This window comes from Cellvibrionales bacterium, from assembly GCA_016713115.1.
GTDB lineage: Bacteria > Pseudomonadota > Gammaproteobacteria > Pseudomonadales > UBA7239 > UBA7239.
This window is the reverse complement of sequence record JADJPU010000001.1, coordinates 2,324,362-2,341,010: the sequence shown is the minus strand read 5'-3', so window position 1 is coordinate 2,341,010 and position 16,649 is coordinate 2,324,362. Positions and strand designations below refer to the sequence as shown.

The window sequence follows — 16,649 nt, the reverse complement described above, 5'->3', positions numbered from 1 at the left end:
ATAGGTAAGAGAAATGTCTGGAAATAAATCCCCAGTTGTTGTGGCTTTGGATGTGCATAGTGAGCGCAATGCCCTAGTAATTGTTGATCAGCTAAATGCGACAGACTGTCGGTTGAAAGTAGGAAAGGAGTTATTTACCGCCTGTGGTCCTGCGATTGTTAAGCAGTTGGTGCAGAGAAATTTTGATGTTTTTTTGGATTTGAAATTTCACGACATCCCAACAACCGTTGCCCAAGCACTGAAAGCTGCGCGCGATTTGGGTGTGTGGATGGTAAATGTGCATGCCAGCGGTGGCGCTAAAATGTTGGAGGCGGCGCGTGCTGCGTTGTCAGATAAATCTGATCCATTGTTAATCGCGGTAACCGTTTTAACCAGTATGGATCAGCAAGATTTGCAGCAAATTGGTGTGGAACAATCGCTGGAAAGCCATATTGTGCATTTGGCTGGTATGGCGGCCAATGCCGGCTTGGATGGGGTGGTGTGTTCAGCTAAGGAATCAACGCTGCTGCGCGAGCGTTTTGGCAGGGATTTTTGCCAAGTTACACCGGGCATTCGACCTGCGGGCAGCGCGGCAGGAGACCAATCGCGCATCATGACGCCGCGCGAAGCGCTGGATAACGGCAGCCATTATTTGGTGATTGGTCGTCCTATTACGCAGGCAGAAAATCCTGCGGCGGCGTTGAGTGCCATCAATGCCTCTTTGCGGTAAACGCCTTTGTAAGCAGTGTCTTACATCGTTGAGGATATGGCTGACAGACACTCATTGAAATTTTAGTAATAATAAATGCGCAGGGATTGCATTTAATTTCTTACAAGGAGTTTTTATGAACATGATTAAATCTTTCGTGGCATCTGTTCTTGTGGCATCGGCATTGACGGCTGGTGTGGTCCACGCAGAGCCAACCAAAAACACCAACCAACCTGTTGCTACTGCAGCACAGCAACAAGCAGCATCCGCTATGGTGAATATCAACACGGCAGATGCGACAACGCTGGCAGATAAGCTGAACGGCATTGGCATGAAGAAAGCGCAGGCAATCGTTAGTTTTCGTGAGCAGAACGGCGCTTTCAAAAGTGTTGATGATTTGGTAAATGTGCCAGGTATTGGTCAGGCTACTTTGGAGAAAAACAGAAGCTTGATTGCAATTTAATATCGCTCACTTATCACAATCCCTGTAAAACCCAGCGCGCTGGGTTTTTTATTGCCTGTGATTTCCTTGTAGCGCATTGAGCAGCGTTTGCACTTTGGTGAGCGATTCTTGGTATTCATTGTCACTTTCAGAATCGGCAACAATACCACCACCACCCCAGCAAAATAGGTTTCCTTCATTGAATAGGAGTGTGCGAATCATGATGTTGCTGTCCATCGCGCCGTGTGCGGAATACAGCACAATACTGCCGCAATAGATGCTGCGACGATGTGGTTCTACTTCATCAATAATTTGCATGGCGCGTAATTTGGGAGCGCCCGTTATCGAGCCGCCGGGGAAGCAGGCTTGCAGCAAATCTGCACCGTTGTATTCCGTGTTTAGTTTTCCTTCTATCGTGCTAACCAAATGATGCACATTTGAAAAACTTTGCAGTTCGAATAGTTTTTTTACATTCACGCTGCCAATTTCACACACTTTGCCAAAATCGTTGCGCAGTAAATCCACAATCATCAGATTTTCTGCGAGGTTTTTTGGGTCTTTTTGCAGTGTAAGTGCAGCTTGTTGGTCTTGCTGGGTGTCAGCTTGGCGTGAAATTGTGCCTTTGATCGGCTGGCTTGTGGCTACGCCATTGGTATCCAATTGCACAAAGCGTTCAGGTGAAAACGACAGGATGGCATTGTCCTCTCTGCCATAAATGGGAATAAACGCACAAAACGGTGATGGCATTACTTCGCGTAGGTGTTGATATAACTCCAGAGGTGTTTGTGTTGTTCTACAGGAAAATCGTTGTGCAAAGTTGATTTGATAGCAATCACCTGCGCAGATGTACTCCTGTATTGTGGAAAACTTTTCCGTGTATTCAGATTTCGCCATATTGCTAACAAATTCAGATGAAAATCTCTGCTCTAAGTAGTTGTTAGTGCTTGATGTATGGGAAAGCAGAATCGTGGGTAATGTTTGTGCAATCTCTTTGTTGCATTGTGGATGAATCAGTAGCCAGCTTTGTTGCTTTTTGTGGTCTTGAATGCACGCCCAGCCGTAGAAACTAAATTGCATGTCAGGGATATCAATATCTTGTTTTGCGCCGGTTGTTAGCGGCGCATATTCTCTGGCAAGGTCATAGCTGCAATAGCCAATCAGCCCGCCGCAAAAAGGCAGCTCATGTTGGGTGGCTGCTGAAAAATCTACATTTGTTGTCAGCATTTCTATGACAACTGCGTGCAAAGTAGAGAAGCTATCGGTCGAGGAGTCGACGGTTGGTTTTGTGCCAAACCATTGAATGCTTCCGCCGTGTGTCTGCAGAGTGAATTCGGGGGCAGCGGTGATGATATCGAACCTGCCGCGCGGCTCCGTTGTTGATGTTGCGCGTTGAGGCGTAATGTCGCTTTGCAAAATCAGCGGCATTGGCAGCTGTGCAGCGATAGTGTGAAAATACTGCAAGCTGTCAGCGAGATACGGTAGCGGATGCAGTACAAGTGCTGGGTGCTGCTGTGTGGAGTTCATGAGGTTTAAATAACAATCGATAGGATTTTTATGCGATTTATCGCGCTAGAAAAACTGCATCGTATGCATGATGGCTACAAACGCGCCGTTATGGTGGACGGGCGCAATCTACTGCTTTTTCAGTGTGATGACCAGATTCACATTGTCGATAACATATGCCCTCACGCCGGTGCTGCGCTGGACAGAGGCAGCATACGCAGCGGACAGCTTATTTGCCCTTGGCATGGCATTGCATTTGATGTGCGCACAGGGCAGGCAGCTACTTGCGGTCTGCAACTTGTAAAATACACGCCCGCGTTTGAACAGCAGAGCGTCGGCATTTTGGTTGATTGAGGAGAAAACATGATTTCCACGCCCGATTTATGTGATGCCCATGAGCAAGACATCACTGTATTAGAGCCGCTGTTTGTTAGCTATGGCGGCCGCGAGGCTTTTGGTGGGCAAATTGTCACCGTGAAATGCTTTGAGGATAACTCAGCGGTGAAAGCGCAATTGGCCACAGCGGGGCAGGGCAAGGTATTGGTGGTGGACGGGGGTGGCTCCTTGCGCCGCGCCCTGATGGGCGATTTGATCGCCGCCAGCGCCGTTCAGAACGGCTGGAACGGCGTGGTGATTTACGGTGCCATTCGCGATGTGGATGCCATTGCCGCTATGGATTTGGGCGTGCATGCACTGGGCTGTATTCCGCTCAAAACCGAGCGGCGCGGCTTGGGTGATGTTGGCGTATCGCTAAAGATAGCGGGAGCAGCCATCAACAACGGTGAATACCTGTACGCAGACAACAACGGCATTATTCTTTCGTCTAAGCCATTGTTGTAGTTTGTTTTTGTTGACTATTAGCAATCTGCTCATAGAATACGCGGCTCGCCTTGTTGTTTAAGGCTGTCACTTTTCGCGGAAATAGCTCAGTTGGTAGAGCACGACCTTGCCAAGGTCGGGGTCGGGAGTTCGAGTCTCCTTTTCCGCTCCAGTTTGGCGCGGTGGCAGAGTGGTCATGTAGCGGACTGCAACTCCGCGTACGCCGGTTCGATTCCGACCCGCGCCTCCATCTACCCCTCCGGGGATGTTCGTAAAAGCCCGTAACTTACTGATTTAACACTAAATAGTTGCGGGCTTTGTTCCTCTTGGTTCGCCAAAGTTCCTTTACTTCCGGCAAGTGTGTGGGTATTTTTGTGGGTATGTCCTCAAGGCTGATACCTACATACCCTGATCCTCCACTTACAGCACTGTGCGTGACAACTGGGCGGGCTTGGTGGTGCCGGGGTGATAGCTCAGGCTGGCAATCACTAGTAGACTAGCAGCCCCCTGTTTTTACAGTTAAATGGAGAACTCTCATGGCCTTCGAATTACCTGCACTGCCTTACGCAAAAGACGCACTGGCACCGCACATCTCTGCTGAAACGCTGGAGTTTCACTACAGCAAACACCATCAGGCTTATGTCACCAACTTGAACAATTTGGTGCCCGGTACAGAATTTGAAGGTAAGAGCCTCGAAGACATCATCAAAACTTCATCAGGTGGCGTTTACAACAACGCAGCGCAAATTTGGAACCACTCGTTCTACTGGAACTGCATGAAGCCCAACGGCGGCGGCGAGCCAACTGGCGCATTGGCTGATGCCATCAACAAAGCCTACGGTTCATTTGCCGCGTTCAAAGAAAAATTCAGCACCATGGCAGTGGGCAACTTCGGCTCCGCGTGGACGTGGTTGGTAAAAAATGCCGATGGCTCAGTGGAAATCGTCAACATGGGTGCTGCTGGCTGCCCGTTGACTGAAGGCAAAAAACCCTTGCTGACCTGCGATGTATGGGAACACGCTTACTACATCGACTACCGCAACCTGCGCGCCAAGTATGTGGAATCGTTCTGGAGCTTGGTCAACTGGGATTTTGTGGCCAAAAACTTTGCTTGATTTTGCTTGGCAGTAAAACGCGAGCAGCAGCGCCCCTTATTAGGGGCGTTTCTGTTTGTGAACGTATGGTTTTTATGTGCAGGATTTTTTCATGTTGATTACACCGCGTCGCTCTGTGTTGTATATGCCCGCTAACAATGCGCGCGCCTTGGAAAAAGCGCGCAACTTGCCGGCAGATTGCATCGTGATTGACCTGGAAGATGCCGTATCGCCCACAGCAAAAGCAGAAGCGCGCCAGCAGGCGGTAGCGGCAGTAAACACGGGCGGGTTCGGTCGTCGCGAAGTGGTAGTGCGCATCAATGCACAAGGTACGCCTTGGTTTGAAGATGATTTAACGGCCTGTGCCGCCAGCGCGGCCAAAATTGTCGTGTTGCCCAAAGTAGAAACAGCAGCAACCGTGCAAGCAGTTGCTGCGCGTCTGCCTGAACACATTCAACTGTGGGCGATGATAGAAACGCCGCGCGGTGTGATGAATGTAGAAGCCATTGCGCAGGCACACCCGCGCTTGCAGGTGTTGGTGATGGGCACATCGGATTTATCCAAAGAATTGCGTGTGCCGCCGCGAGCAGATCGCATGGGTTTGCAGTACGCGCTCGGCCGCTGTGTGTGTGCGGCGCGCGGTGCGGGCATCGATATTATCGACGGCGTGTATTTGAACTTTCGTGACGCTGAGAGCTTCGCAGCCGTGTGTGAGCAGGGCAAGTGGCTGGGGTTTGATGGCAAGTCGCTGATTCATCCCGATCAAATTGCGGTGGTCAATCAAACTTTTGCTCCGTCTCCTAGCGAAGTTGCCCATGCGCAGAAAGTGCTGGATGCTTGGCGTGCGGCAGAGGTCGAAGGTTCGGGCATGGCGGTACTGGATGGCAAGTTAATCGAGAATCTGCATGCAGCGGAGGCGGAGCGTATTTTGCTGTTGCAGCAGGCGATTTCAGCCAATCAATTAATTTGATGTTTAACATTAAGTTTTATATATAACATGTTGATTTATATTAATGTTTCGCACTGGGTTGCTTCGTGCTATTAGCAATAAATAACATTAGATATAGTTTGCAACTATTTGTTTTTATTTGATTTATAGGTGATGTATGAAAATGTTGCATATGCCATCGCCAAACGAAGCGCTGCCAGGGCGTAACGCGCTGATGCCGGTGCCTGCGCACCACGCAGTTTTAGGCGCGCCCATGCAGCCACCTTTCCCGCGAGGCTACCAACTGGCCATGTTTGGCATGGGTTGCTTCTGGGGCGCGGAGAAGAAGTATTGGCAACTGGCTGGCGTTTACACCACGGCGGTGGGCTATGCCGGTGGCTTCACGCCCAATCCGTTGTACGAGGAAGTGTGCAGCGGGTTGACTGGGCATAACGAAGTGGTGCAAGTGGTGTTTGATCCGGCAACCATTAGCTTTGAGCAACTGCTGACTGTGTTTTGGCAGGGGCATAACCCAACCTTGGGTATGCGACAGGGCAATGACATCGGCACGCAGTACCGCTCAGGGATTTACTGCTTCGATGCCAGCCAACTGCAAGCGGCACTGGCGAGTGCAGAAAAATATCAGCAGGCTTTGAATGAGGTTGGCGCAGGGCAGATCTCCACGGAGATTCTGAGCGCGCCGTCGTTCTATTTTGCCGAGCCTTACCACCAGCAATATCTGACCAAAAATCCTACCGGCTACTGCCCCAATATCACTTATCAGGCTACGGGGCTGCCGAGCTTCCCATCCTGAATGTATTGAAAGGCTTCCAAACATTGCGTCATGTGTTGGCGCTGGGCTGGGGTGGCGTGTTCGGTAAAGCGAGGGTGGTAGATACCGCCGCCACCGGCCATATCGAGATACATTTGGGTCAATCTAGCGAGTTCAGGCAGATCTTCATCCGCAAAACGCTGCGAGGCGCAAATGCTCATCATCCTGCGATCAGCTTGTGTGTGATTGGTCGCATGTTTGAGGCGGTAGTCAAACACCAAGGCATCGCCGGGTTGGGTGGGGATGCTGATGCTAGGTACATCGTCTTTTTCTAGCCCGAGGTGCTGCTCGTGTTTCCACACATAGCGCTCACATAAATTGGCGAATTTATCGCCAAATAAATGGCTGCCAGGGATGGCGCGAAAGCCGCCGTTATTGGCATCCAGCGGCTCTAAATACAGCAAAATTTTTACATGGCGATATTTGAAGAATGCACCGTACAAATCGGAGTGCCAGTAGGTATCGCCAGTGAAGATATTGCCGTCGCTGGCGCGGTAGAGATAATCCGTGCCCAACAGGTCGCAAAAAATACCGTCAATAACAGGGTGTTCTAGCAGGGCGGACAACTCTGGGCGGCGCTCAATAAATTGCAATAAAAAACGGCGCGATTTCATGTAATGCGCTTCGTGCCGCCAATCCACCACTTCTTCAGGGTTGTGCTCAAACAGTTGGTTGAAGACCGTGGATACCTCTTCAATGCAATTTTTCAGCAAACCTGGAATCACTAGATAACCAAATGTATCGAAGAAGTTTTTTTGTTGGCGGGTCAATGTGAACGGTGCGGCGGCGGTCATTGTGCATTCTCATCGGCAGGCGGCGCTATTGTGCAGTGCGCGCGGCCAATCGTGGATTGATGCTGGTCAAGCTACCATGTATTCAAAGAGCGGGGCAACCACTTTTCAAGGCGCAAGCTATTGAATTTATGGCATTTTGTTGCGTTGAATTTAGTGTGCGCTTTCGGCATGATGGCTCGCTTTTTCGCAATTAGGCCGCTATGCCCACACTCGCATCACAGAGCAAAATTGTCATCACCGGTGCTGCCGGTTTGGTGGGGCAGAATCTGTTGTTGCTGCTGCGCGAGAAGGGCTATCGCAATATGGTGGCGATAGATCGTCACGCAGAAAATCTGGCGATAGCCGTAAAACTCAACCCCGATTTACAAACGCTGTGTGCGGATTTGGCAGAAGCGGGTGAGTGGCAACAGTGCTTTGCTGGTGCCGAGGCCGTGATTCAATTGCACGCGCAAATCACTGCGCTGCACGACGATGCGTTTGAGCGCAACAATATTGCTGCCACGCAACAGGTGTTGGCTGCCTGTCGACAACACCAAGTGCCGTATTTGCTGCATGTCAGTTCTTCGGTACTGCATTCTGCGGCAGATGATGCGTATACACGCACCAAACGCGCGCAAGAGAATCTAGTCAAGCAGTCTGGTATTTCACATTGTATTTTGCGCCCGACCTTGATGTTCGGATGGTTTGATCCTAAGCATTTTGGTTGGCTGTCGCGCTTTATGGAGCGCACGCCCATTTTCCCCATTCCAGGTGATGGAAAGTTTATTCGGCAGCCGCTGTATAACCGCGATTTTTGCCGCGTGCTATTAGCTTGCTTGGAAAGCAGTAGGGAAGGTTTGGCTTATGACATTGTTGGCAAAGAGGATGTAGACTACATCGCCATCATTAAGGCTATTAAAGAAATAAAAGCCTTGCGTACAATTATCCTGCGTATTCCCTTCGGCTTCTTTGATGTGTTATTGCAGTTAGCTGCAAAAATCATGCGGCAGCCGCCATTTACCAGCGCGCAACTGCATGCCTTGGCGGCTGGGGATTATTTTGTGGGCGTGGATATTGAACAGGAATTTGGCGTAACGCCCACGCCCTTTCTGCAGGCGATTAATGAAACTTTTACACATCCTGTTTATTCAAAAATTGTTGTCAAACGCTGAAGCCAATCCATGATAAATGAGAAAAAGAAAATTGCAGTGTTGGGCGGAGGGCCGATGGGCTTGGCTGCTGCATGGCATTTGCTGAAGCAGGGGCATCAGGTGAGTTTATTTGAAGCCGGTGATCGCTTGGGCGGCATGTCAGCTTCGTTTGATTTTGATGGTCTGCCTATCGAGCGGTTTTTCCATTTTTTATGCACGACGGATTATGATTATTTTCAACTACTGGAAGAATTGGGCATTGCCGACAAGTTGCATTGGGTGAATACCCGTATGGGGGTATTTCATCAGCAGAAACTGCATAACTGGGGTGAGCCGTTGGCCTTGTTGAAATTTCCAGGCTTGTCCTTGCTGGAAAAAATTCGCTATGCCACTCAGGTTATGTACTGTAAACACCTGAAAGATTTTTCTTCGCTGGATAAGAAAACCGCAACGACTTGGCTAAAAAATATGCTAGGTGAGCGTGCGTATAAGATTTTGTGGGAGCCGCTGTTATCACTGAAGTTTTATCAGTTCAAAGAAGAAGTGTCTGCTGCATGGATAGCTGCGCGCGTGCAGCGTGTGGCGCACAGTCGCCAAAGTCTATTCAAGGAGAAGTTGGGTTACCTTGAAGGCGGCTCCGATGTTTTTTTGCTAGCTATAGAGGAGGCCATTCGGAAGCGAGGTGGACATATTTATGTCGGCACGCCGATTGACAAGATACAAGTGGAAGATGGGCGTATTGCCGGTTTGGTCGTGAAAGGTGAAACGCAGATATTTGATGCGGTGATTTCCACCATTCCTCTACCTTATGTCGCGCGCATCGTGCCAGATTTGCCGCAGGAAGATTTGCAAAAATTAGCGGCGATTCGCAATGTAGGTGTGGTGACAGTAAAACTGAAATTGAAGCAGTCACTCACGCCGTATTTTTGGTTGAACATCACCGACACACAGTACGGCATCCCTGGCATTATTGAATACACGAATCTGAACCCTTTGCCAGATACCGTGGTTTACATTCCCTATTACATGCCACAAGACCATGTGAAATACAGCTGGGACAGCGAACAATTTCGCAGTGAAACCATCCGCTGTTTGCGCGATGTAAATCCCAATTTTGACGAAAGCTGGATCAAAGCGCTGCATATCTCGCGTTATTTTTATGCGCAACCGGTTTGTACGCCAGCCTATCTCAGTACGCTGCCGCCTATGCAAAGCCCAATTGGCGGATTTTTTATGGCGGATACCAGTTATTACTACCCGCAAGATCGATCGATTACAGACAGTATTCGTGTGGGTAAACAGCTGGCTGATTTAGCAGCGCACGCTGCGGATGCATAATTAAAATGGATAAAGCATTACGAAAATTAGTGGGCGAGTTTTTATCTGTCCAGTTTGCGCGATTCTTTTTTTCTGCTTTAGCCGCGGCGGCAGTCAACTTTGTTTCTCGCTTGTTGCTGGATCCATTTGTTGGATATTCATACGCGATTGTTCTTGCCTATATTATCGGAACTGTTTTTGCTTTTTTTATGTATCAGCGCAAGGTGTTTGGGCAGGGCATTCGTCCGCTATGGCAAGAAATTGCCCTGTTTGTTTTTGTTACTTTGGCCGCTATTGCGCAAACGCTGATTGTTAGCGTGGTGTTGGCCGATCATCTGTTTCCTGCTATTCATTGGAACTGGCACCCGAAAGAGATAGCGCATGTGATAGGCATGGGTGTGCCGATGTTTAGCAGTTTTTTGGGGCACAAATACCTGACTTTTGGTCGGAAAGTCATACCGGATTAACACTTTCATAAACCTTCATAGGATAAAGCAATGTTGCACCCACACTTTCATGCCAAAAATCGCCCAGAACATCCCGCCGTGATTATGGCGAGCACAGGAGAAACCGTTTCGTTTGGGCAGCTAGAAGCCCAGTCTAATCAAGTGGCGCATTTAATGCGCAGCCACGGTTTGCAGCGCGGTGACCACATCGCCTTTTTGTTAGATAACCATATTCGTTTTTTTGATCTCGTTTGGGGCGCAACACGAGCAGGGTTGTATTTCACACCGATCAGCTATTACTTACAGACGGATGAAATGGAATACATCATCAATAACTGCCATGCCAAGGTTTTGGTCGTGGCAGAAAAGTTTGCTGACAAAGTGAAGCCGTTGCTAGGGAAATTGCCTGAAGTAAAAGCTTGTTACATGGTTGATGGTGAACAGCAAGGCTTCCAATCTTTTGAAAAAGCCTTGGCTGCGCAGCGGACAACATCGATTGCCGATGAATCCGAAGGGCGTGAAATGTTGTATTCATCGGGCACAACAGGCAGGCCGAAAGGCATTAAGTTTCCGCTGAGTGAAGGTGGTTTGGGTGAGGCACCGGATATTGTGCGTTCAGTGGGTTTGGCACAATTTATGGGTGTGAATCACGACACGGTTTCCTTATCAACTTCGCCGCTGTATCACTCAGCGCCATTGGGTTTTGCCACAGGCTGTCATCGTCTGGGCTCCACTGTTGTCATCATGGAAAAATTTGATGAAGAAAAAGCTTTGCAATTGATTGAGAAATACAAAATTGCGTACAGCCAATGGGTGCCAACTATGTTTGTGCGCTTGTTGAAATTGCCTGAAGCAGTGCGCGAAAAATATGATGTTTCCAGTATGAAATTTGCCATTCACGGCGCTGCGCCTTGCCCAGTAGCCGTGAAGCAACAAATCATGGCGTGGTGGGGGCCTGTGTTGTGGGAGTTTTACTCTGGCTCTGAACGCAACGGTATTTTTATGGTTAGCCCGCAAGAGTGGTTGGCGCGTCCTGGCACGGTGGGGAAATGTGTCGATGCACAAGTTCACATCGTGGACGACGAAACCGGTGAAGAATTGCCGGCAGGAGAAATAGGCACAATTTACTGTTCTAAAGGCGCGCATTTCGATTACCACGGCGATGCAGATAAAAAGCAATCCATCACGATTCGCGACGGCTGGACAACAATTGGCGATGTTGGTTATCTCGATGCCGACGGCTATTTGTTTCTCACCGATCGCAAGTCCTACATGATTATTTCTGGCGGGGTAAATATTTATCCGCAAGAAACAGAAGATTGTTTGATCACACACCCTAAAGTATTTGATGTGGCTGTGTTTGGTGTGCCGCACCCAGAAATGGGGGAAGAAGTTAAGGCGGTGGTGCAGCCGGCGCGCTGGGAAGAAGCCGATGCGGAGCTAGAAAAAGAATTGATCGAGTACTGCCGCTCAAAAATTAGCTCGATTAAATGCCCGCGCAGCATTGATTTTGAGAAAGAATTGCCGCGTGAAGAAACAGGAAAAATCAAAAAACGCTTGATGAAAGATCGTTATTGGCAAGAAGGCAAGGCGATCAACTGATTGCTATGAAAACTCCACGCTCGATTGATCTGGTGCTGTTTGATTTTGGCGGTGTTTTTACAGAGTCGCCTTTTGCTGCTGTGGAAAGCATGGCCAGAGAGATGGGTGTGGATACTGCACAGTTTTCTGGGTTGATGTTTGGTGCGTATCATCAAGATACCGATCATCCTTGGCATCGACTAGAGCGTGGAGAAATCAGTTTTGATGATGCACGCGCAGGTATTATGGCTTTGGGTGAAAGTGCTGAGCTAACCGTCGACCCGTTAGATTTATTAGTACGCATGGCGAGTGGCAATTTGATGCGCGAACCGATGGTTGCTTTGCTGCGCGAAGTAAAAACTGCAGGCTATGCCACGGCGATCATCACCAACAATGTGCGCGAATTTCGCGATGGTTGGCGTTCGCTGATGCCTGTTGATGAATTAATCGATCAAGTATTTGATTCTAGCGAGCTTGGTATGCGCAAACCGGATGCTGCGATTTATCAACACGCGTTGGTAGCTATGGGTAATGTTGCGCCACAACGCGCAGTGTTTCTTGATGATGTTGAGCAAAATGTTTTGAGTGCAGAATGCCTTGGGATACATGGCATGCAAGTTACGAATGATTTTCATGTCGCCATTCATGAGCTCCGTGCATTGCTCACGCTTTCCCCAAATACGCCTCAATAACCGCAGGGTTTTGTTGCACTTGTTCTGGCGCGCCTTCGGCAATTTTTTTTCCGTAATCCAACACGGTGATGTGGTGACATAACTCCATCACCAGTTTTACATCGTGTTCTATCAGCAAAACTGTGATGCCATCGCTGCAAATTCGTAACAGCAATTCGCGCAGTGCTTCGGTTTCGGTAGGGTTCATGCCTGCTGCAGGCTCATCCAATGCCAATAGCAGGGGATCGGTTGCCAAGGCGCGTGCTATTTCTAAGCGCCGTTGGTAGCCGTAAGACAAATCTCCCGCGCGTTTATCGTATAGCGACTCTTGCAAGCCAACATAAGTCAGCAGTGCGATGGCGCATTCACGAATGGCTTTTTCTTCATGGCGCGCTGCTGAATGACGCAACACAGCACCCAGTGCTGCTGTTTTTGTGCGTGCATGACGGCCAACCATGACATTTTCCAGCACCGTCATGTTGCTAAATAAACGGATGTTCTGAAAAGTACGCGCAATACCTTGTTCAACAATGTTATGAGGTGGCGCATTCAGAATATTTTTTGTACAGCAACATTTTTCCGGTATCTGCTTGATACAGGCCGGTAATAATATTGAACAGCGAAGTTTTACCCGCACCGTTTGGACCGATTACGCCATAGATACATTTTTCTGGCACAGAAAAGGAAACATCGTCCAATGCCTGCAAACCGCCAAAGCGTTTGCTGATATTGCACACTTCCAGTAATGGTTGCATTTCAGCGACTGCCAAAGCGTGCAGGCCACAAACCTTGTGGCTTATATAGCATCGTGGCAACTAGCGTTACCCCAAATAACAACATGCGCAAATTTTCAGGATCGATCACGGTACGACCCAGCAAAGAGTTTTGCAGAGGCACTGCGACATCACGAAAAATTTCTGGTGTGATCGTCAATAGTGCTGCACCTAAAATCACGCCGGCAATATTGCCCATGCCACCGAGCACCACCATGCACAGCACCATGATGGATTCGAGCAGCACAAAACTTTCTGGGCTGACAAAACCTTGAAAGCCGGCAAATAAACCACCCGCCACACCGCCAAAGGAGGCGCCCATTGCAAAGGCTAATAATTTGATATTGCGAGTATTGATGCCGCAGGCTTTCGCCGCCATTTCATCTTCGCGCACGGCCATCCATGCGCGACCAATGCGTGAATCTTGTAATCGGATTGAAATAAAAACGACAAGGCAGGCTAAAAATAAAAACAAATAGTAGTAGAGATAAACAGAAGTAATACGCAAACCAAAAAGCTGAAATGGCTGCACAGTAAACAAAGGATCAATCAAATTGATGCCTTGCGGGCCGTTGGTGAGATTAAAGGGGCGATCAAGATTGTTCATGAATAAACGCACAATTTCGCCAAAACCCAGTGTGACAATGGCGAGATAATCGCCACGCAAACGCAGTGTGGGTGCGCCGAGCAACACGCCAAATATACCAGCCACCACAGCACCTAATGGCAAAATAACAAACGGAGACCAGTGCAATCCTAAATGCGGTGAAGCGAGCAGGGCGTACACATAAGCTCCTAATGCATAAAACGCGATGTAGCCGAGATCGAGCAACCCCGCGTAGCCCACCACAATATTCAAGCCCAGTGCGAGCATGGCGGAGAGCAGCACAAAATCTAGCGTGCGTACCCAGCCGCTGCCAAAAGCGGCGCCGGTTAAAAAAGGCAGCAACAGAGCGGCCAGCACTAGCAAGCCATAGCCGAGCCACACTTTATTGGGGACGGTGGCTTTCATTAGGCGCGCTCCACGGTGTTTTTGCCGAGCAAGCCGGAGGGTTTTAGCACCAACACGCTGACCAACACCAAAAAGGCGAAAATATCCTGATAGTTACTGCCTAAAACACCGCCGGTCAGTTCGCCAATATAGCCCGCGCCAAAACTCTCAATTAAGCCGAGTAGCAAGCCGCCGATCACCGCACCCGCTAAGTTACCGATGCCGCCCAATACCGCGGCAGAAAATGCTTTCAAGCCCAACATAAAACCCATGTAAGGGTCGGCTTGTCCATAATTCGCCGCTACCAAAAAGCCAGCCAGTGAACCCAAAGCTGAGCCAATGGCAAAAGTGGCGGCGATCACGCGGTTGATATTGACCCCCATCAACTGCGCCACTTGGCTGTCTTGCGCGGTGGCGCGCATGGCGCGTCCCAACGGCGTGCGGTTCACCAGCAGCCACAAACCACTCAGCACCAAGGCGGAAACCAGCACGATGGCCACTTTGGTGGGCGTTAGGCTGGCGTGCATAAAGGAAAAAGGTTGAGTAGACAGGATGTCAGGAAAGCGTTGATAGCCGCGTCCCCAAATCATCATTGCCACATTTTGCAGCACGATGGACACCCCAATTGCCGTAATCAAGGGTGCCAAACGCGGTGCATTGCGCAGCGGTCGGTAGGCAATGCGTTCAATCCCCACGCCTAACAACATGCAGGCGGGCAGGGTAATCAGTAGGGTAATGCCAATGCAGAGCGCAGGTGGTAGACCGGCAATATTCAGCAGCACATTCAGCAGGGTGATGGACAGCATGGCACCCATCATGGTGACTTCACCGTGAGCGAAGTTGATCAGGCCGAGGATGCCGTACACCATGGTGTAGCCGAGAGCGATCAGAGCATAAATGCTGCCCAGAATCAGACCGTTGGCTAATTGCTGGGCAAAGATTTCCATTGTTGATAGGCGTTATTCTTATTGATCGCTGGCAGTTTTGATGAACTGCCACTGCCCGTTTTGTGCCTGATAGATAGAAACGGGGCTATTAAGTAGATCGCCTTTGGCGTCAAAGCGAATAGCAGAAGTCAGCCCAGCATATTCCATCGTCGCCAACACAGGGCGGTACTGGGCGGGGTCAATGCTGCCCGCTTGTTGCATGGCTTTAGCCATCATATTCATAGCGTCGTAAACATAGGGCGCGTAGAGCTGGATCACGCCGTATTTGGCTTCAAATTTTTGTTTGAACTCTGGACCGCCTTTCATGTTCGCCAAAGGGATGCCGGGCAGGGAGCCGATCACGCCTTCAGCATCATTGCCAGCTAGCTTGAGAAACTCTGCGGTGTAGATACCGTCACCGCCCATAAAAGGCATGGTGATGCCCAGCGCGCGCAGCTGCTTCACCATCGGTGCACCTTGTGCATCCATGCCGCCAAAGAACAGTAGTTGTGCATCAGAGCCTTTGATGCTGGTGAGAATGGCGTTGAAGTCGCTGGATTTGTCGGTGGTAAATTCGCGTTTGACAATGCTGGCACCTAGCGATTCAGCTGTTTTGGCAAACACATCCGCCAAGCCTTGGCCGTAAGCGGTGCGGTCATCAATGATGGCCAGTTTTTTGATACCCAGTGTTTGCACGGCGTAGCGCGCCAGTTGTTTGCCCTGTTGGCTGTCATTCGCCATCACACGAAACACGCCAGGAAAGCCCTGCTCGGTGTAGGCGGTAGCCGTGGCAGAGGGAGAAATTTGTACTAAACCGGCATCGTGATAAATCTTGGAGGCAGGAATAGTGGTACCTGAGTTCAAATGCCCGATGACACCGCTAACACCGGCATCCACTAAGTTCTGCGCGACTTGCGTGGCCGTGCGCGGATCGGCCATATCGTCTTCGGACATCAGCTCAAAGCGCGCCTTTTTGCCGGCAATCATGAAGTTTTGGCTATTGAGTTCATCAATCGCCAAGCGGATGGCGTTTTCATTATCTTTGCCGAGGTGGGCTTGCGGCCCTGTCAGCGGGGCGGCATGACCGATGCGGATATTGAGAGTATCGCTGGCGGCACTGCTATTGGGGGTGGTGGAGGTTGGTGCAGGTGATTTGCCACAGCCCGCTAATACAGAGAGAGAAGCCAAGAGCGCACAGGCGGCCTTCATCGATACACGCATGAGAAAAGTCCTTGACTTTCAAGATGCGGGATTATCCTTTTTTCTCAGCCCGAAAACTACGATATTTGCAAGTATTCTCAGCCTTTCCTTTTGAAAAAAAATACAGGTAGAATGCCCACTCGAAATCGGCGCAGTTATACAAATACAACGGCTGCCGGTCTTGATAACCCCTACGGAGCAAACTAGAACCATGAGCAGCATTGAAGAACGCGTTAAGAAAATCGTTGCAGAGCAACTCGGTGTAAAAGAAGAAGATGTTAAAAACGAAGCCTCTTTCGTAGAAGATCTCGGCGCAGATTCTCTGGACACTGTTGAGCTCGTCATGGCTCTGGAAGAAGAATTCGACACAGAGATCCCAGACGAAGAAGCTGAAAAAATCACTACCGTTCAGTTGGCTATTGATTATGTCAATACGCACCTGAAGTGAGATTGAACCGCTGTAGCGGTTCGGCTCGATCAGCTATAAATTGAAAAGCCGTTACTTTGCAGTGCG

The 16,649-nt window shown here is 49.6% G+C and carries 18 protein-coding genes, 2 tRNA genes and 1 pseudogene; 15 read left to right on the top strand and 6 right to left on the bottom strand.

The genetic code is table 11. From position 1 onward, the window contains the following. Window positions 1-13: 13 nt before the first annotated feature. Together pyrF and IPK30_11530 are read left to right on the top strand one after the other, a co-directional pair. Window positions 14-709 (top strand): orotidine-5'-phosphate decarboxylase, encoded by a 696-nt coding sequence (gene pyrF, locus IPK30_11535; GenBank protein MBK8103865.1) that lies wholly within the window; start codon window positions 14-16, stop codon window positions 707-709. 121 nt (window positions 710-830) lie between these two features. Further along, the gene (locus IPK30_11530; GenBank protein ID MBK8103864.1) at window positions 831-1,151 is read left to right on the top strand and encodes a ComEA family DNA-binding protein; all 321 of its coding nucleotides are present in this window, start codon (window positions 831-833) and stop codon (window positions 1,149-1,151) included. A 48-nt stretch (window positions 1,152-1,199) separates the two neighbouring features. On the opposite strand, the gene pabB is transcribed toward IPK30_11530, so the two are convergent. Continuing rightward, window positions 1,200-2,654, bottom strand: a complete 1,455-nt coding sequence (gene pabB / locus IPK30_11525; GenBank protein ID MBK8103863.1) for an aminodeoxychorismate synthase component I — start codon at window positions 2,652-2,654, stop codon at window positions 1,200-1,202. A gap of 30 nt (window positions 2,655-2,684) precedes the next feature. Here pabB and IPK30_11520 point away from each other — a divergent pair, with 30 nt between their 5' ends. The 7 genes from IPK30_11520 to msrA all read left to right on the top strand — a co-directional run bounded on the left by IPK30_11520 (window position 2,685) and on the right by msrA (window position 6,288). After that, window positions 2,685-2,987 carry a Rieske (2Fe-2S) protein gene (locus tag IPK30_11520; GenBank protein ID MBK8103862.1) on the top strand — a complete coding sequence of 101 codons (303 nt, stop codon included), beginning with the start codon at window positions 2,685-2,687 and terminating at the stop codon, window positions 2,985-2,987. A gap of 9 nt (window positions 2,988-2,996) precedes the next feature. Next, window positions 2,997-3,473, top strand: coding sequence for a ribonuclease E activity regulator RraA (gene rraA / locus IPK30_11515; GenBank protein MBK8103861.1), 477 nt, complete (start codon window positions 2,997-2,999; stop codon window positions 3,471-3,473). A gap of 75 nt (window positions 3,474-3,548) precedes the next feature. Further along, window positions 3,549-3,624: transfer RNA gene (locus IPK30_11510), tRNA-Gly, on the top strand. Between the two features lie 4 nt (window positions 3,625-3,628). Beyond that, a tRNA-Cys gene (locus IPK30_11505) sits at window positions 3,629-3,702 on the top strand. Between the two features lie 286 nt (window positions 3,703-3,988). Further along, window positions 3,989-4,567 carry a superoxide dismutase [Fe] gene (locus tag IPK30_11500; GenBank protein MBK8103860.1) on the top strand — a complete coding sequence of 193 codons (579 nt, stop codon included), beginning with the start codon at window positions 3,989-3,991 and terminating at the stop codon, window positions 4,565-4,567. Between the two features lie 91 nt (window positions 4,568-4,658). Beyond that, a complete protein-coding gene (locus IPK30_11495; GenBank protein ID MBK8103859.1) occupies window positions 4,659-5,516 on the top strand; it encodes a CoA ester lyase in 858 nt (285 codons plus the stop codon). Window positions 5,517-5,667: 151 nt separating this feature from the next. Beyond that, entirely contained in the window at window positions 5,668-6,288 is a 621-nt protein-coding gene (gene msrA / locus IPK30_11490) for a peptide-methionine (S)-S-oxide reductase MsrA (protein ID MBK8103858.1), read from the top strand. Here the strand turns inward: msrA and IPK30_11485 are convergent. Then, window positions 6,255-7,100 carry a phytanoyl-CoA dioxygenase family protein gene (locus IPK30_11485; protein ID MBK8103857.1) on the bottom strand — a complete coding sequence of 282 codons (846 nt, stop codon included), beginning with the start codon at window positions 7,098-7,100 and terminating at the stop codon, window positions 6,255-6,257. The two genes, msrA and IPK30_11485, sit on opposite strands and share 34 nt — an antisense overlap. A 200-nt stretch (window positions 7,101-7,300) precedes the next feature. Here IPK30_11485 and IPK30_11480 point away from each other — a divergent pair, with 200 nt between their 5' ends. The 5 genes from IPK30_11480 to IPK30_11460 are packed head-to-tail and all read left to right on the top strand — an operon-like array spanning window position 7,301 to window position 12,266. Continuing rightward, a complete protein-coding gene (locus IPK30_11480; GenBank protein ID MBK8103856.1) occupies window positions 7,301-8,251 on the top strand; it encodes an NAD-dependent epimerase/dehydratase family protein in 951 nt (316 codons plus the stop codon). A gap of 9 nt (window positions 8,252-8,260) precedes the next feature. Further along, on the top strand, window positions 8,261-9,568 hold the full coding sequence (locus tag IPK30_11475) for an NAD(P)/FAD-dependent oxidoreductase (protein MBK8103855.1): 1,308 nt from the start codon (window positions 8,261-8,263) through the stop codon (window positions 9,566-9,568). 5 nt (window positions 9,569-9,573) lie between these two features. Continuing rightward, window positions 9,574-10,014 (top strand): GtrA family protein, encoded by a 441-nt coding sequence (locus tag IPK30_11470; protein MBK8103854.1) that lies wholly within the window; start codon window positions 9,574-9,576, stop codon window positions 10,012-10,014. A 30-nt stretch (window positions 10,015-10,044) separates the two neighbouring features. Further along, window positions 10,045-11,595, top strand: coding sequence for an acyl-CoA synthetase (locus IPK30_11465; protein MBK8103853.1), 1,551 nt, complete (start codon window positions 10,045-10,047; stop codon window positions 11,593-11,595). Between the two features lie 5 nt (window positions 11,596-11,600). Further along, a complete protein-coding gene (locus IPK30_11460) occupies window positions 11,601-12,266 on the top strand; it encodes an HAD family phosphatase (protein ID MBK8103852.1) in 666 nt (221 codons plus the stop codon). Here IPK30_11460 and IPK30_11455 read toward each other — a convergent pair. The 4 genes and pseudogenes from IPK30_11455 to IPK30_11440 all read right to left on the bottom strand — a co-directional run bounded on the left by IPK30_11455 (window position 12,238) and on the right by IPK30_11440 (window position 16,144). Continuing rightward, a pseudogene (locus tag IPK30_11455) lies at window positions 12,238-13,000 on the bottom strand (ABC transporter ATP-binding protein). The gene IPK30_11460 and the pseudogene IPK30_11455 overlap by 29 nt on opposite strands. 1 nt (window position 13,001) lies before the next feature. Further along, the gene (locus IPK30_11450) at window positions 13,002-14,030 is read right to left on the bottom strand and encodes an ABC transporter ATP-binding protein (protein MBK8103851.1); all 1,029 of its coding nucleotides are present in this window, start codon (window positions 14,028-14,030) and stop codon (window positions 13,002-13,004) included. After that, window positions 14,030-14,956, bottom strand: a complete 927-nt coding sequence (locus IPK30_11445; protein ID MBK8103850.1) for a branched-chain amino acid ABC transporter permease — start codon at window positions 14,954-14,956, stop codon at window positions 14,030-14,032. Before IPK30_11445 ends, IPK30_11450 begins: the two co-directional genes overlap by 1 nt. 18 nt (window positions 14,957-14,974) lie before the next feature. Beyond that, window positions 14,975-16,144 (bottom strand): branched-chain amino acid ABC transporter substrate-binding protein, encoded by a 1,170-nt coding sequence (locus IPK30_11440; GenBank protein ID MBK8103849.1) that lies wholly within the window; start codon window positions 16,142-16,144, stop codon window positions 14,975-14,977. Window positions 16,145-16,346: 202 nt separating this feature from the next. On the opposite strand from IPK30_11440, the gene acpP reads away from it, so the two are divergent. After that, on the top strand, window positions 16,347-16,583 hold the full coding sequence (gene acpP, locus IPK30_11435) for an acyl carrier protein (GenBank protein MBK8103848.1): 237 nt from the start codon (window positions 16,347-16,349) through the stop codon (window positions 16,581-16,583). Window positions 16,584-16,649: the final 66 nt, after the last annotated feature.